The sequence below is a fragment of the Lysinibacillus sp. JNUCC 51 genome (assembly GCF_015999525.1).
Taxonomy (GTDB): domain Bacteria; phylum Bacillota; class Bacilli; order Bacillales_A; family Planococcaceae; genus Lysinibacillus; species Lysinibacillus xylanilyticus.
In genome coordinates this window covers 1270587-1287276 of sequence record NZ_CP065545.1, presented here as the reverse complement: position 1 = coordinate 1287276, position 16690 = coordinate 1270587, and the positions used below count along the sequence as shown (strand labels likewise).

Sequence of the window (16690 nt, the reverse complement as noted above, 5' to 3'; positions counted from 1 at the left end):
ATGACTTCAATAATTTTTATGGGAACACCTGATTTCTCAGCGCCAATTTTGCGTATGCTACATCATGAAGGTTATGATATTAAAGCTGTAGTTACACAACCAGATCGTCCAGTTGGTCGTAAGCGTGTGCTAACACCTCCACCTGTAAAAGCAGCGGCTATGGAGTTAGGTTTACATGTTATTCAGCCTGAAAAACTCCGCGGTTCTGAGGAATTACAGCAAATTATTGATTTACAGCCTGACCTAGTCGTAACAGCCGCTTTTGGACAAATCTTGCCAAAAGAATTACTAGATGCACCACCGCTTGGTTGCATTAACGTCCATGCGTCACTTTTACCGAAGTATCGTGGTGGAGCACCTATTCACCAAGCAATTATCGATGGTGAAAAAGAGACTGGTGTAACTATTATGTATATGGCGCAAAAGCTTGATGCCGGTGATATCATATCTCAAAAGGCTATCTCAATTGAAGAGGATGATCATACGGGTGGACTATTTGATAAGTTAAGTGTTGTAGGCTGTGAATTATTAAAAGATACACTTCCTTCTATTATTAATGGAACAAATAGTCGTACAGTGCAGGATGAAGCGCAAGTAACCTTTGCAAGCAATATTTCACGTGAACAAGAACGTATCGATTGGACTAAGGATGCTACAACTTTATACAATCAAGTGCGTGGTCTTCATCCGTGGCCAGTTGCCTATTCAACATTTGAAGATGGCAACTTTAAAATTTGGTGGGCACAGGTTGGCGACACGAAGCATGATGCTATACCTGGTGAGGTTGTTGCGATTTCAAAGGATCATTTTGAAGTTGCAGCAGGAAATGGGACAACACTTGCCCTGTATGATGTACAACCAGCTGGTAAGAAACGCATGACAGCAGAGGAATATTTGCGTGGTACAGGTTCTAAATTACAGATTGGGGACCAATTTAAATGAGTAAAAAAAGCGTAGTAATTTGGGATGGAAATGTGCGTGATGCTGCACTTTCTATTCTGTTAGCAGTAGATAAAAATCAAGCCTATAGTAATTTGCTTTTAAATGAAACGATAAAGCGACATAAAATCGAAGCGAAGGATCGTGCGCTTTTAACAGAAATTACGTATGGCACTTTACAATATAAAATGACACTAGACTACTATCTAGAGCCATTTATTCGTGGCTCAGTGGATCATTGGGTGCGCTGGCTTTTACGTTTATCTTTATATCAAATGCATTATTTAACGCGTATCCCACCACATGCAGCGGTAAATGAGGCTGTAGAAATTGCAAAACGTCGAGGTCACCAAGGTATTGCTTCAATGGTCAACGGTATATTACGATCTATTTTACGTCAGGGTGTAGCTTCTACTGATGAAATTAAAGATCCAATTGAACGCCTAGCTATTGAAACGAGTCATCCCGAATGGTTAGTGCAGCGCTTTGTCGATAACTACGGTATTGAAGTAGCTGCTGAAATGCTACATGAAAACAATGTACCTCCAGTGCAGACTGTACGTGTAAATACTACGAAAGCAACCGTTGAGCAAGCGATTGCGAGCATAGAAGCGGAAGGTTTATCGGCGAAAAGAAGTGAGCTGATGCCTGAATGTTTACATGTAACAAATGGTCAGCCGGCTCGCACAAAGGCATTCCAAGATGGGCTTATTACTATTCAGGATGAAAGCTCCATGATTCCAGCAAATGTTTTGCATCCATCTCCTGGCATGCGTGTCTTAGATATGTGTGCAGCTCCAGGTGGAAAGACAACACATATAGCCGAGATTATGAAAAACGAAGGTTCGATTTTAGCGACTGACCTTCACCCTCATAAATTAGATTTAATCGACCATAATACTGATCGTCTAGGGATTGATATTGTAGAGACTGCTCCTATCGATGGACGTAAGGCACCAGATTTTCTACAATTAGAATCATACGACGCTATATTAGTCGATGCACCTTGTAGTGGTTTAGGTGTTATGCGCCGCAAGCCTGATATTAAATATACAAAACGTGAAGAAGATTTAGAAAACCTTCAAAAAATACAATTGGCGCTATTAGATGCTGCAACAAAAGTATTGAAAATAGATGGCAGGCTTGTGTACAGTACATGTACAGTAGATAAAAGAGAGAATGAAGGTACTGTAGAGGCCTTTTTATCAACGCATCCAGAAATGGAAGCTATACAACTAGAATCTTTACCAACAAAATTAGCGGAAAAGCAAGCAAATGGCATGCTTCAAGTCTTTCCACAAGACTTTGGCAGTGACGGTTTCTTCGTTGCCGCCTTTCGTAAAAAAGGAGAATCCAACTAATGGTGGATCAAGAGAAATTTAATGAGCGCATTAACGACTTAGTTGAAGAGGCAGAAGACAAGCCTGTTCGACGCGCGAAAAAAGAAAAACCAAATTTAAAGGAATCGGTATACTCATTACAGCCGAAACAGTTAGAAGAATGGTTAAAGGAAAATGGTGAAAAACCATTCCGTGCAGCACAAATTTTTGATTGGCTTTATAATAAACGTGTGAAAACATTTGAAGAAATGTCTAACCTTTCAAAGGGGTTACGTGAAAAGCTTGAAGCAAGTTTTGCATTGACGACATTGTCAACAATTATTCAACAGGAATCAAAAGATGGTACTATCAAGTTTTTATTCCAATTACAAGATGGCTATTCTATTGAAACTGTATTAATGCGTCATGAATATGGGAACTCTGTTTGTGTGACAACACAAGTAGGCTGCCGAATTGGCTGTACGTTTTGTGCGTCAACTTTAGGTGGATTAAAACGTCACTTATTAGCAGGAGAAATCGTGGAGCAAGTTGTAAAAGTACAACAAACTTTAGATGAACTGGGCGAGCGTGTTTCACATATCGTCATTATGGGTATTGGAGAACCTTTCGATAATTATGATGCGATGATGAACTTCTTAAAAGTCATTAACCATGAAAAAGGATTAAATATTGGTGCTCGTCACATCACTGTTTCAACATCAGGGATTGTTCCGAAAATTTACGAATTTGCTGATGAACAGCTACAAATCAACTTTGCTGTATCATTACACGCACCTAACCAAGAGGCTCGTCAAAAACTGATGCCAATTGCACGTGCTTACAAATTGGATGAATTAATGGAAGCAGTCCGTTACTATACGGAAAAAACTGGCCGACGTGTTACTTTTGAGTATGGTTTAATGTCTGGTGAAAATGATTCAGTTGAAATTGCAGAAGAATTATCTGCATTAATAAAAGGACTTAAATGCCACGTAAACTTAATTCCTGTAAACTACGTACCAGAACGTGATTATGTTCGCACATCCCGAAGTCAAATTTTTGCCTTTGAAAAAACATTAAAGAAGAATGGTATAAACGTAACGATCCGCCGAGAGCAAGGTTCTGATATTGCTGCTGCGTGTGGTCAATTACGTGCGCAAGAGAGATCTGAAGAGACGAGGTGACCAGTGTTGGAATATACAGTCGAAAGTGATATTGGGTTAAAACGAGCAATTAATGAAGACCGTGCGGCATTTTTTCAACGTCCAGACGGTCTTGCACTAGCACTTGTAGCGGACGGCATGGGTGGTCATAATGCTGGCGATGTAGCGAGCGATATGGCGATGAAACAGATAGAATCCGTTTTTTTACAGGCAGAGGCACATCATTTTGCATCAATGACAACAAAAAAAGAGTGGTTATTACAAGCAGTCAAGCAATTGAATAAAAGTATATATGACTATTCTTTATCACATGAAGACTGTAAAGGAATGGGCACGACGTTTATTGCAGTGTTAATTGAAAAAAATCATTGCTTTATCGCACATGTTGGCGATAGTCGTGTGTATTATTTCTTTGATGATGGTGCACAACAAATAACAAGAGATCACTCTTATGTAAATGTTCTGGTTGAAAACGGTGAAATTAGTGAAGAGGAAGCGTTGACGCATCCGAAGAAAAATTTCATCTTAAAAGCGGTTGGTACAGAAGAAACGATTGAACCAGACTTTTACGAAGTTGATTTAGCATCAGAATCGTATTTACTCATTTGCTCTGACGGTTTAAGCAATAAACTTACAGTATATGAAATGGCATCAATTATTACGTATCCAGATTCAATAGAAGAAAAAGGACGAAAACTTGTGGAATTAGCAAATGCAAGCGGGGGAGAAGACAATATCTCCCTCGTGCTACTCACAAGGCAAGATGAGGAGGTGTAAGTATGCTTGTAGGTAAACGAATTAGTGACCGTTATAAAATTATAGAGCTTATTGGTGGCGGTGGTATGTCCAATGTTTATTTAGCACATGACATGATTTTAAACCGTGATGTAGCGATCAAAATATTACGCTATGATTTTACCAATGAGGATGAATTGCATCGCCGTTTTCAACGTGAAGCACTTTCTGCTACAAGCCTTACACATCCAAATATCGTTAGTATTTATGATGTAGGTGATGATGGTGATCTACATTATATTGTGATGGAGTATGTCCAAGGAAAAACATTAAAGCAGTACATACAGGAATTTGCACCAATTTCTCCTGCTAGAAGTGTGCATATTATGAAACAGTTAACATCAGCAATTGCCAATGCTCATGAAAATCATATTATCCATCGTGACATTAAACCTCAAAATATTTTAATGGATGCTGAAGGCAATGTGAAAATAACTGATTTTGGCATAGCGATGACCCTTAGTGCAACGTCATTTACACAAACAAACTCCGTGCTTGGAACGGTGCATTATTTATCACCAGAGCAGGCTCGTGGTGGTACGGCAACAAACAAATCTGATATTTATGCACTTGGCATTGTTTTATATGAATTATTAACAGGGGAATTGCCATTTTCAGGTGAGTCAGCTGTTTCTATCGCGCTTAAACATTTACAATCTGAGACACCGTCAGTTCGTGCATTCGATGCTACAATTCCACAAAGCTTGGAAAATGTCGTACTAAAAGCTACAGCAAAAGATGCTTCTCATCGTTATTCAACTGTAGAAGAAATGCAAGCAGATTTAGAGACAGTTTTATCGCCAAATCGTATCAATGAACCGAAGTTTGTCATACCGGTAGATAATGATGTAACAAAAGCTATTCCGATTATAAAAGAGCCAGTGATACGTAAAGACGAAGATTTAACGGAGACAAGAGCAATCGAACCAATTGCACAAGCAAAGCCGAAACCCGAGGCTAAGAAGCCCGTTGAAAAAACGACACCTGTAAAGAAAAAGAAAAAATGGCCAATATATGTTGCTGGACTAGTAATAGCAGCTATCGTCATTTTCCTATTCGTTGTCTTTGCCACAGGTTTATTTAGCCCGAAAAAGATATCTGTACCTAGTGTGGCTAATATGACAATTGAGGAGGCTACTAAGAAATTAGAGGCTGAAGGCTTTACTGTTGGTGGTGAACATCAGGAGCGTTATGATGAGAACGTTGAAAAGGATAAAGTCATTGAAACAGACCCTGCGGAGGGGACGGAGCGTGTAAAAGGTTCGGAAATAGACTTAATCGTCAGTCTTGGAGTAGAGACGACGAAAGTGGAAGATTATAGAGGACAGCAAATTAGCCAAGTTCAATCAATGTTAAAGGGTAAATTTTTAGAGCCACAAATTAACTACGTGTATTCAACAGTGCCAGAAGGACAAATTATTGATCAAGAGCCGAAACCACAAGAAGAGGTAATCGCTAAAGATACAACGATGAAATTTACGGTAAGCGCAGGTGTACAAATGGTTACCGTAGATAATGTTGTGAATTACACGAAGGCTCAAATGGATGAGTATGTAAGTAGAAAAGGCTTAAAATGGCGTATGGCTTCTGAAGAATTTAATGATACAGTGGCTGCTGGAAGTGTTATTTCACAATTGACAAAAGTCGGGACTTCAGTTGAAGTAGGATCTACAATAGCAGTTGTTATAAGTAAAGGACCTGCTGAAAAACCTAAAAAAACTTTGGTGAAAACTGTGGCTGTGAAAATACCATATGAACCAGCTGAGGAAGGTATAGAGCAAACTATTCGTATTGAAATTCAAGATAAAAACCATACAATGTCATCAGTAGCCGATAAATTTACTATTACGGCTGATAAAGATTATAAAATACAGCTTGTCATTGAAGAGGGCGAAGTAGGCGCATATAGAATTATTCGTGATTCAGAAATTATTGCTGAAGACAGATTCAACTACGACGATGTCAAATAAGGGGGAATTGGATGGCTCAAGGCCAAATACGTAAAGCATTAAGCGGTTATTACTATGTATATGATGGAGAACAACTAATACAATGTCGAGGACGTGGGGTATTTCGTAATCGCGGGGAATCCCCACTTGTTGGCGACATTGTAGAATATTCACTAGAAACAAAGGGATCAGACGGTACTATTCAAAAAATTATGGAACGTCAAAATGAATTAGTGCGTCCTCCGATAGCTAATATTGATCAAGGTATTCTTGTGTTTTCTGTAAAAGAACCTAATTTTAATACAATTTTACTGGATCGTTTCTTAGTTGTTTTAGAGTCATTTCATGTTCATCCGATTATTTGTTTAACAAAGATGGATTTGCTAGAAGATCATGAACGTGAGGAATTGCAGTCCTATATAGCAGATTATGAAAACATGGGTTATACCGTGCTACAAACCTATAAGGGTGAGGAAGAGCTAGTTGATCGTCTACAGCCTATTTTAAAGGAAAAAACTTCTGTATTAGCAGGGCAATCTGGAGTTGGGAAATCCACATTACTAAATACATTGATTCCAGATTTAAATTTAAAAACTGGAATTATTTCACAAAGCTTAGGGCGTGGAAAACATACGACGCGCCATGTCGAATTAATAGAGGTATGTAACGGCTTATTAGCAGATACTCCAGGATTTAGTTCATTTGATTTTGATGAAATAGAAAAAGAAGAATTAGGCGCATGCTTCCCTGAGATGGCTCGTATTGCAGACGATTGTAAATTTAGAGGCTGTTTACACTTAAAGGAACCCAAATGTGCTGTAAAGGCAGCTGTTGAGACGGGGGAAATTCGTGACTACCGTTATAAACACTACGAACAATTTATGCAAGAAATTATGGATCGAAAGCCGAGGTATTAAGAATGATACAAATAGCACCATCAATTTTAGCAGCTAATTTTGCTAAATTAGGAGAAGAAGTAAAAGAAGTAGAAAAGGCTGGGGCACAGCTTATTCATATCGATGTTATGGATGGTCATTTTGTGCCAAATATTTCTTTTGGCTCTATTGTATTAGACGCCATTCGTCCTTTAACTGATTTACCGCTAGACGTTCATTTAATGATCGAAAATCCTGATCAATATATTGAACAATTCGCCAAAGCAGGAGCGGACTATATTACGGTGCATGTAGAGGCTTGCCGCCATTTACACCGTACAATTCAATTAATTCGTTCATATGGAGTCAAACCTGGTGTTGTATTAAATCCACATACACCAATAGAATCTATTCAACACGTTTTAGAAGATATTGATATGGTGTTGTTCATGACAGTGAATCCAGGGTTTGGTGGGCAAAAATTCATTCATTCTGTTGTTCCAAAAATTGAAGCATTAGCAGCTATTATAAAAGAACGTAATCTTGATATTGCTATTGAGATTGACGGTGGTATTAATGCAGAGACTATTATTCCTTGTGCTAAAGCAGGCGCAACAATTTTTGTAGCTGGTTCCGCTATTTATAGTAAAGAAGATCGTTCTGCGGCCCTACAGGAAATTTTGGCTGCTGGTGAGGCAGCGATTCAAGGATGACAGTAGTCGTTGTTTGTGCAGGCGGGCCAAGAGCGGAACTCTGTTCATTTAGCCCGTATAAAGAGCAAAGTGATGTGTTATTTATCGGAGCAGACCGAGGAGCGCTATATTTAATCGAGCAAGGAATCACACCACATGCCATAGTAGGAGATTTTGACTCACTATCGCAAGAGGAATACGAGCTTGTGATGGCACATACAAATGATAGACAACGATTCCAGGAAGAAAAAGATGAAACAGATACAGACTTAGCGTTATTAAAAGCTTTGACCTATACACCGTTAGAAATTGTACTTACAGGTGTTACAGGTGGTCGTTTAGATCATTATGAGGCAGCAGTTCGTTCGATTTATCGTTTGCAAAAAGAGCATCCACAGGTAGTATTGAAGATTATTAATCATGCAAATATGATGCAATTTTTAATACCAGGCACACACATCATTGAAGCAAACGAGCAATACCGTTATTTGTCTTTCTTTGCGCATGAAGAGCCGATTAAAGATGTGACATTAAGGCAAGTAAAGTATGAAACAACAAATGAAGAAATCTCTCTTGGTACATCTCGCTTTACAAGTAATGAAATAATAGGTAATTCAGGGTCTATATCTTTCACGCAAGGCATATGTTTAATGATAAGAAGCATAGATTAGCGTAAGGGGGAGAGAGTCCTGAAAGTATATACGTTCCAGCTGCCGAAATTTGTAAGTAGTATTACGCGTACATGTATCAACATTTTTAAAAAAGAAAAGAAAGTAAAAAAATCCGACTAACACTAGTCGGATTTTTTTATGGTGTTGAATAACAAAATGGTCAAGGAATTCTTTGTGAATATTGTGGTGGGTGATTTCCGTTCCTGGCTACTCGCTTTGTCGCTGACGCTTCGCTTTCGCGCAGAGCAAAGCTTCCTGTGGGCGAGCGTCGAGCCGCTTCCTTCGCTTCGCTTCGTGCAGGGTCTCGCCTGTCTCGCTTTCCCACGGGAGTCGAGTAGCCTTCCACTCCAATCAGCGATAGCGTAGAACTTTTATTAATTTTATGTATTTCAAAAGTGAAGGCTATGGCTACTCAACATAATCAAACAGAAGAAACTTATAACAATAATGCTATTGTACATCTGATCTTGCTGACGCTACGTTAACACTACGCTTTCGTGAAAGGGGTACATACTATGAGAAGTGGTTGATTGGAGTGGAGACTGGGCGACTCCTTGGGGATCAGCGAATAGAGGAACGAAGGCTAAAATCATCACATCCTGTGATAACGCCTTCGTGACCAACATCGTGTTGGCCCGAGACCCTGGAGCGAGCAAGTATGGGAACGAAGGCTAAGAGCATCACGTCCTGTGATAACGCCTTCGTGACCAACATCCTGTTGCCCCAAGCGGCTCATCGGACGCCACCAGGAAGCTCTGCTCTGCGCGAAAGCGAAGCGACAGCAACAAAGCGCCCAGCCGGAACGGAAATCAACCCCTAGCTTTGCTAAAGAACTATACTTTATTATATCGTAACTGCCTTTCTGCATAGGCGTTTTGTTGTGCTGCTATATGTAAAGAAAGCCGCAAGCAATTACGTTTCCTTGTAATTGCTTGCGGCTTTGTCATTGTTAGTCCAGTTAATAAGACAGAAAAAAATCGATTTGCGCCAAATGCGAAATCGATTTTTTGGAAGCGACGATTAAACGCGCTCGATTTTACCTGATTTTAATGCACGAGCAGAAACCCATACACGTTTTGGTTTACCGTCTACTAAGATACGAACTTTTTGAAGGTTAGCACCCCATGTACGTTTGTTAGCGTTCATAGCGTGGGAACGGTTGTTACCAGTACGAGCTTTACGTCCAGTGATTACACATTGTTTTGGCATGTTGTATTCCCTCCTTACTGTTAATGCTGAAAGATTATTATTTCAGTTCGGTATTTCACATACCATAATAATTTAACATACCATGACGTTCAGTGCAATAGTTTTCACTTAACCTTTCAAGAAAAAAACCTTTACAGACAAAAAATACTTTTTAAAAAAGTGGTATTAATTGGTTCATCACCAAAAGTTATGGGGATTGGAGTCGTTATGGTGATATACTTATTAATTCACTTCTTGCCTGATAAAGAAGATTCTGTAGGGAATGAGAAAACCCTATTGATTAATGTTTCACCTTATTTGCCACGGTAACCAAGCTTCATAGAAACACGTTTCCCGGTTTCCACTAAACGCTCTGTAAGGGTATTAATATGTTCTGCTGAAACGTTAAAGCTAACAAAACCTATACTTACTGCGCCGACTACTTCATTGAAACCATTTAAAATAGAAACTGCAATTGAAGATGTTCCTGCAGTTCTTTCCCCATGACTAATAGCAAATCCTTGTAGTCTTATTTGCTCGAGCTGTGCCTCTAATTCAGCGATTTCTTCATGAGGAATAAGCTGTTCAATAATTTCCTTTGCTTGAGAAACAGGCATTGTGGCTAAAATGGCTTTATTTGCAGCTCCAATATGCATCGGTATACGAATACCAAGCTGATCATAAATACGAATAGGATTAGCTGCACTGTCTATTCTTTCGATAATAATTGTATCTAAACCTGCGGGCTTACTTAAATAGACGCTTTCCTCGACTTCTCTTGCTAAACGCTCTAATTCTGGCCTAATTTTACTAATGTAGTCCATCGTATCATACACTTGTAAGCCGAGTTCCATCCAAATTGTTCCGAGTCGATATTGTTTAGTTTGATCGTCTTGTTCAATCATTCCTTCCTTGATCATCGCTTTTAAAATTCTATGTAATGTACTAAGTGGTAAATTGCATTTTTCCGAAAGCTCTGAAATGGACAAGCTATTTTCACTTGCTTCAGAGGCCAAAACTTTAGCGATTGTCATAGCTCGTTCTAATAATTGCATTCATGTCCCACCTCTCCTTCATTTATTTTATTTTTATTCTTTGTCTAAGTCTAGCTACATAATCGTGGATTTCTATTTCGTTACGCCTCTTACCTCGAAAAGAATGAATATAGGGATTTTTCTAAATATATTGACAATATACCTTAAAACACATATATTTTTCATATAAACTTTCCTCTATGCGGAAACGTTTTCCACTACGCGGAAAAAAGGGGTGAAGGGAATGCATTATTGTTCGTCAATGTATGCACCTTTGAAACACGTAATAGTAAAACATCCAAAAGATGCTTTCCGAAACCAAGAGCATCTTAGCGATGAATGGAAAACATTTAACTACTTATCAGAACCTAACTATAATGAGGCTCTTATAGAATACGCTGAATTTATGAGTATTCTAGAAAAGTATGTTGAAAAAATTGATTTTTTACCAGAATCAGATGAAGTAGGGTTGGATTCGTTATATGCACATGATCCTGTAAAGTTCACATCAAATGGTGCCATTATCCTGAAATCTGGCAAAACATTAAGACAGCCAGAAGCAGCTGTGTATAAAGCATTTTTACAGGAGAAGGGCATTCCAGTTATTGGAGAATTGACTGGAGATGCTGTATCAGATGGTGGCGATATAGTTTGGCTTGATGATCGTACTCTTGTTGTAGGTAGAGGTTATCGAACGAATGATGAAGCTATTCGTCAGCTAAAGGACATGACGGAGGATATAGTCGATGATTTCATTGTTGTACAGCTTCCGCATGATTTAGGTGAAGCTGAATGTTTACACCTAATGTCCTTCATTAGTATGGTGGACAAAGATTTAGCCGTTGTACATTCACGATTAATGCCGGTATTTTTTCGTCAGCTTCTAATCAACCGAGGTATTCAATTAATTGAAGTCCCGAAAGATGAGTATGATGCGCTAGGCTGTAACGTTTTGACACTTGCACCTAGAGTATGTATTATTCCCAATGGAAATCCAATTACAAAGCAACAATTACTTAATGCAGGCGTAACAGTTTATGAATATAAAGGAAATGAAATTTCGCTAAAAGGAACAGGTGGACCAACATGTCTAACTTGCCCAGTAGTAAGAAGATAAAAGGAGATGTCGTAAATGTTTAAAAATGTTATTGTAAAAAATCCAGGAAATAGTTATTTAAATGGTTTAACGACTAGTGACTTAGGAAAACCGCTTTTAGAAAAATTATTTGAGCAGCATGAAAGATATATAGAAGCTCTAAAGAAATGTGGCGTAGAGGTTACACATCTTCCAGCAAATGAGGCCTTCCCAGATTCAACATTTGTAGAGGATACAGCTGTTTTAACACCTGACTTTGCCATTATTTCAAATCCAGGGGCAGAGGCTCGTAATCGTGAGATTGAGGAAATCGAACCAGCTGTTAAAAAGTTCTATGAAAATTTATATTATATCGAAGGCCCAGGAACACTTGATGGCGGAGATGTATTGCAGGCAGAAAAGAAATTTTATGTAGGCATCTCTGACCGTACTAATGAAGAAGGGGCTCGACAATTTAAAGAAATCGTTGAAAAAGAAGGCTATGAGGCAACGATTATTCCGTTAAAAGAGTTTTTCCATTTAAAAACGGGCATCGCATATGTTGGTGAAAATCGTATGGTGCTAGCAGGAGAGTTTATCGAACATCCTGCATTCGAATCCTATGAAAAAATTATTATTCCAAAAGAGGATGAGTATTCAGCAAACTGTATTCAAGTAAATGATTATGTCATTATTCCTGCAGGCTATCCAGAAACAAAGCGTAAATTAAATGATTTAGGCTACCAAACAATTGAGCTTGAAATGTCTGAATTTAGAAAACATGATGGTGGACTAAGCTGCTTGTCATTACGTTTTTAACTTCTTGCAGCGGGTGTACAAGCATCTGCGGCAAGTATGCCGAGGCGTATTTGATTTCAATGTAAAAATACCCAATCAATTTAGGAGATAAATTGATTGGGTACTTTAGTAGAAGTGATAACAGAATATTCGATATATTAATAGCAACTAGAGAGTGGGGATGGATGTTGAGTAAAGGGGAACAACGGCAAGATAATCAATTAAACCGTTCAATGAAAAGTCGTCATTTATTAATGCTTTCGCTCGGTGGCGTTATTGGAACAGGACTCTTTTTAAATGTTGGCTACACAATTAATCAAGCGGGTCCTGGAGGCGCATTAATTGGTTATTTATTTGGTGGTTTAATATTGTATATGGTAATGAATTGTCTTGGAGAATTAGCTGTTTACATGCCTGTAACTGGTTCTTTCCAAACCTATGCAACACGTTTTATCGGTCCTTCAGCAGGATTTTCTTTAGGATGGATGTATTTTGTAGGGTCAGCTGCCACAGCGGGAGTAGAATTTACTGCAGCGGGGATTTTGATGCAACATTGGTTCCCTAATGTCCCAATTTGGATTTGGTGTGCTGTATTTATGGTGCTGTTATTTACTTTAAATGCTTTAACAACTAGAGGCTTTGCAGAAGCAGAATTTTGGTTTGCAAGCATTAAAGTTATTGCGGTGATTGCGTTTATCGTTATAGGAGTTGCAGCAATCTTTGGAATGATTCCGCTAGCTGATCGTCCAACACCACATTTTACGAATTTAGCACCGTCTGGTTTATTCCCAGCAGGTATTACGATTATATTTGTCACAATGATGAATGTTATCTTTTCTTATCAAGGTTCTGAACTTGTCGGGATTGCAGCAGGAGAAACTGAAAATCCAGAGAAAAATATTCCTCGGGCAATAAAGACAATTCTTTTTAGAATTATAGTTTTTTATATTGCTTCTATTATTGTTTTATCTGCTATATTCCCTTCATCGGAGCTTGGACTACTGGAAAGTCCTTTTGTGACATTGATGAATTTAGCTGGCGTTCCATATGCTGCTGGCATTATGAACTTTGTTATTTTAACAGCGATATTATCAGTAGGTAATTCATGTTTATATGCTTCAACACGTTTATTATGGTCGATGTCAAAAGAGGGAATGGCTCCCAAATTATTTGGGCGATTAACGAAAAATAAAGTCCCATTAAATGCACTCATTTTCACGATGCTTTTCTCGCTGCTTTCTTTATTAACGAGCGTGATGGAAGCAGATGCAGTATTTGTTTTACTCATGTCTATTGCAGGAATTGCTGTAACAATTTCATGGATGGGAATATGCGCATCTCAATTGATGTTCAGATATCGATATGTCAAAGCAGGGGGAGAGGTAGCTGAATTAAAATTTAAAACACCGCTTTATCCATTGATTCCAGTGTTCTGCATTGTTTTTTGCATGCTAATCCTTATCTTTTTAGCATTCGATCCAACACAAAGAGTTGGTTTACTTTATGGGATTGGATTCTTTATTGCTTGCATGATTTTCTATAAATTAAAATTGAGTAAAACAAATACAGTTTCCTCTGAGTTTGAAATAAAAAATGAGGAATCACTTGATATACACTGATATGTATTCTGTGTTGAGAAGATCGGATAAAGGAGAGTTTTTATGAATGTTTATCTTTGGAATACCCCTGAAAAACTACGTGCATTATTATGTGAACTTGTCAGTTGGGAAAGTAGAACTTTAACAAAAGGTGAGCATGAATTTGCCTATAAATTAAAAAATAAATTGCGAACGCTTTCTTATTTTCAGAAAAACCCAGAACTTATTGAATTGCATGATGCAGGTCTTGAACGCAATGCTGTGACTGCTTTGTATAAGCATCCATCTGCAGTAGAAACGGTTGTGTTAATTAGCCATTTTGATACTGTCCATACAGAAGAATATGGTGAGCTTGAACCATTAGCCTTCTTCCCTGAAGAGCTGACAAAAAAGCTAATGGAACCTAAATACAAAAAAGATTTACCGGAAGCCGCAAGAATTGATTTGGAATCAGGCAACTACTTATTCGGTCGTGGGACGATGGATATGAAAATGGGGCTTGCTTTGCATATGCAGTTGATTGAAAAGGCAAGTATTGAAGAATGGCCAATCAATCTTATTTTAACGGCTGTGCCAGATGAAGAAGTGAATTCTGCTGGGATGCGTGCAGCAGTTGTAGAGCTTGTCAGACTTCGTGAACTACATGGACTTTCTTATAAACTATTTTTAAATAGTGAGCCTTCTTTTTCACAAGGCCCGGCTGATATCAATGAATATATATATTCAGGAACTATCGGAAAAATCATGCCTGCAGCTTTATTTTACGGTAAAGAGACCCATGTAGGTGAGCCATTAAAAGGAATGACAGCGAATTTTATTGCCTCATACATGACTCAGCATATGGAGTGGAATCCAATTTTCAGTGAAACTGATCTAGGCGAAAGTACGCCATTACCTGTATCTTTACAATTAAAAGATTTGAAAATGGAGTATTCTACACAAACACCATATCGAGCAGCAGCCCTTTATAATGTGTTTTTATTAAAGCGCACAGCATCTGAAGTAATGGATATTTTTGAACAAGTTGCATTAGAAGCAATGTCAGCTTGTAATGAACAATATAAACGAATTTGTGAGCGCGAAAAAGTACATGGAGTAGGTGAAGTAAAGGTACTTCGTTATGAGGCACTTTTAGAGTATGCGATAAAGAAATTAGGCGCTGTTGAAGTAAGTTTAATAAAAAATCAAGTTCTTGAAAATAGTGCATGGGATGATCGGGAGAAATCTATTCGCATCGTGGATCAGCTAATGATTCGCTGCCAGGAACTAGCACCAGCGACAGTGTTGTTATATGCACCACCATATTATCCGGCGATCAATTCATCCAATCACCCCCTTATCATTCAATCGATTGAATTGATGAAGAAAACGGCCAAAACATTTGATATTGAAGTAGAGCAAATTCATTATTTTAATGGTATTTGTGATTTGAGCTATGTCAATTATTCAGATGACTCAAATGAATGGACAGCATTCGAGCACAACACACCGGTATGGGGAGACACGTACAGTATTCCTTTTGAAGCGATGTCCGCATTACAGGGCCCTGTTTTAAACGTAGGACCTTTTGGGAAAGATGCCCACCAAAAGACGGAAAGACTACATGTGGATAGCGCATTTAAGGAAATGCCAGTGATGATTGATACGCTTATTAAAAGCTTATTTTAATTGAATGGCTTTGTTAAATAATACTGATGATAACTAAATCAAGGACCTTGTGAGGTTCTTGATTTTTTGCTGTTAGCTTTATTATTTTTTGTGAATATTTTATGCAACGAAATAAAATGCCTGCTATAAAGTTTTGTTTTTGACTACGGAAACCTGCCTAGCAATATGTAGGTTTTTTGTGATTTTTTAAGGTGGGGCCAATCTAGTTTTTCAATGCTTGTGAGGAAATTTTAGAGGAAGTACGCAACTTAAATATTAGTCATGAGCGTTCGGAAGTAGCTGATATTTTAACAGTCAGCATCGGGATGTGTCATGCTAAAATCTCGAATAGCGAGCAATTGAAAACATGCTGTGAATTAGCTGATCAAGCACTATACACAGTAAAACGAACGGTCGTAACAATTATTACAGAAAAAGTGGAAATTTTGGTGAAGGTGTATGTCTACCTTTGTAATGTTAGTAAAACGTTGATACAATGCGCTTTCATGCCTTCCAAGGTTGCTTAATGTATAACGAAAGTGTTACAATATCATTTAGTCAAAAAGAGCCAAGGGGGCATTTCTATGTCAATTGAATTAAACAATGAATTCGGCCAAATTGATATTTCAACAGATGTACTTGCACAAATAGCTGGTGGCGCTGCTGTAGAATGCTACGGTATTGTTGGCATGGCATCTAAACATCAAATTCGTGATGGTCTAACTGATATTTTACGTAAAGAAAATTTTGCAAAAGGTGTTGTTATTCGAAAACAGGACGACGATTTACATATTGATATGTACATTATTGTTAGTTACGGGACAAAGATTTCGGAAGTTGCTTATCAAGTACAATCGAAAGTGAAATATACAGTGGATAAAACATTAGGTATGAGCGTGAAATCTGTCAATATCTTTGTACAGGGCGTTCGTGTAGCGAATGATTAA

At 38.2% G+C, this 16690-nt stretch carries 17 protein-coding genes; 15 read left to right on the top strand and 2 right to left on the bottom strand.

The features are described from left to right. The 9 genes from fmt to spoVM are packed head-to-tail and all read left to right on the top strand — an operon-like array spanning position 1 to position 8523. Positions 1 to 942, top strand: coding sequence for a methionyl-tRNA formyltransferase (gene fmt / locus JNUCC51_RS06580; RefSeq protein WP_337991331.1), 942 nt, complete (start codon positions 1 to 3; stop codon positions 940 to 942). Continuing rightward, on the top strand, positions 939 to 2300 hold the full coding sequence (gene rsmB, locus JNUCC51_RS06575; RefSeq protein WP_337991330.1) for a 16S rRNA (cytosine(967)-C(5))-methyltransferase RsmB: 1362 nt from the start codon (positions 939 to 941) through the stop codon (positions 2298 to 2300). Before fmt ends, rsmB begins: the two co-directional genes overlap by 4 nt. Continuing rightward, positions 2300 to 3442 (top strand): dual-specificity RNA methyltransferase RlmN, encoded by a 1143-nt coding sequence (gene rlmN, locus JNUCC51_RS06570; protein WP_337991329.1) that lies wholly within the window; start codon positions 2300 to 2302, stop codon positions 3440 to 3442. Before rsmB ends, rlmN begins: the two co-directional genes overlap by 1 nt. Before the next feature lie 6 nt (positions 3443 to 3448). Further along, the gene (locus JNUCC51_RS06565; RefSeq protein ID WP_337992196.1) at positions 3449 to 4198 is read left to right on the top strand and encodes a Stp1/IreP family PP2C-type Ser/Thr phosphatase; all 750 of its coding nucleotides are present in this window, start codon (positions 3449 to 3451) and stop codon (positions 4196 to 4198) included. Positions 4199 to 4200: 2 nt separating this feature from the next. Further along, on the top strand, positions 4201 to 6186 hold the full coding sequence (pknB, locus tag JNUCC51_RS06560) for a Stk1 family PASTA domain-containing Ser/Thr kinase (RefSeq protein ID WP_337991328.1): 1986 nt from the start codon (positions 4201 to 4203) through the stop codon (positions 6184 to 6186). An 11-nt stretch (positions 6187 to 6197) separates the two neighbouring features. After that, positions 6198 to 7082 carry a ribosome small subunit-dependent GTPase A gene (gene rsgA / locus JNUCC51_RS06555; RefSeq protein ID WP_337991327.1) on the top strand — a complete coding sequence of 295 codons (885 nt, stop codon included), beginning with the start codon at positions 6198 to 6200 and terminating at the stop codon, positions 7080 to 7082. A gap of 2 nt (positions 7083 to 7084) precedes the next feature. Next, positions 7085 to 7753 carry a ribulose-phosphate 3-epimerase gene (gene rpe / locus JNUCC51_RS06550; protein ID WP_049668396.1) on the top strand — a complete coding sequence of 223 codons (669 nt, stop codon included), beginning with the start codon at positions 7085 to 7087 and terminating at the stop codon, positions 7751 to 7753. Continuing rightward, entirely contained in the window at positions 7750 to 8403 is a 654-nt protein-coding gene (locus tag JNUCC51_RS06545; RefSeq protein WP_337991326.1) for a thiamine diphosphokinase, read from the top strand. The genes rpe and JNUCC51_RS06545 overlap by 4 nt, the downstream gene beginning before the upstream one ends. An 18-nt stretch (positions 8404 to 8421) precedes the next feature. Then, positions 8422 to 8523, top strand: a complete 102-nt coding sequence (spoVM, locus tag JNUCC51_RS06540; protein ID WP_100544041.1) for a stage V sporulation protein SpoVM — start codon at positions 8422 to 8424, stop codon at positions 8521 to 8523. 900 nt (positions 8524 to 9423) lie between these two features. On the opposite strand, the gene rpmB is transcribed toward spoVM, so the two are convergent. Both rpmB and JNUCC51_RS06530 read right to left on the bottom strand, forming a co-directional pair. Further along, complete coding sequence (gene rpmB, locus JNUCC51_RS06535) at positions 9424 to 9612, bottom strand: 50S ribosomal protein L28 (protein ID WP_004227417.1); 189 nt, start codon at positions 9610 to 9612, stop codon at positions 9424 to 9426. A 293-nt stretch (positions 9613 to 9905) separates the two neighbouring features. Next, positions 9906 to 10646, bottom strand: a complete 741-nt coding sequence (locus tag JNUCC51_RS06530; protein WP_337991325.1) for an IclR family transcriptional regulator — start codon at positions 10644 to 10646, stop codon at positions 9906 to 9908. A 223-nt stretch (positions 10647 to 10869) separates the two neighbouring features. On the opposite strand from JNUCC51_RS06530, the gene JNUCC51_RS06525 reads away from it, so the two are divergent. From JNUCC51_RS06525 to JNUCC51_RS06500, 6 genes are all read left to right on the top strand, one after another. Then, a complete protein-coding gene (locus tag JNUCC51_RS06525; protein ID WP_337991324.1) occupies positions 10870 to 11742 on the top strand; it encodes a dimethylarginine dimethylaminohydrolase family protein in 873 nt (290 codons plus the stop codon). A gap of 15 nt (positions 11743 to 11757) precedes the next feature. Further along, entirely contained in the window at positions 11758 to 12519 is a 762-nt protein-coding gene (locus JNUCC51_RS06520; protein ID WP_337991323.1) for a dimethylarginine dimethylaminohydrolase family protein, read from the top strand. Positions 12520 to 12683: 164 nt separating this feature from the next. After that, positions 12684 to 14117 (top strand): amino acid permease, encoded by a 1434-nt coding sequence (locus JNUCC51_RS06515; protein WP_337991322.1) that lies wholly within the window; start codon positions 12684 to 12686, stop codon positions 14115 to 14117. A gap of 42 nt (positions 14118 to 14159) precedes the next feature. Then, positions 14160 to 15764, top strand: coding sequence for a M20/M25/M40 family metallo-hydrolase (locus JNUCC51_RS06510; RefSeq protein WP_337991321.1), 1605 nt, complete (start codon positions 14160 to 14162; stop codon positions 15762 to 15764). Positions 15765 to 15991: 227 nt separating this feature from the next. Continuing rightward, positions 15992 to 16270, top strand: a complete 279-nt coding sequence (locus tag JNUCC51_RS06505; protein WP_337992195.1) for a diguanylate cyclase domain-containing protein — start codon at positions 15992 to 15994, stop codon at positions 16268 to 16270. Between the two features lie 57 nt (positions 16271 to 16327). Then, positions 16328 to 16690 (top strand): Asp23/Gls24 family envelope stress response protein, encoded by a 363-nt coding sequence (locus JNUCC51_RS06500; protein ID WP_053594173.1) that lies wholly within the window; start codon positions 16328 to 16330, stop codon positions 16688 to 16690.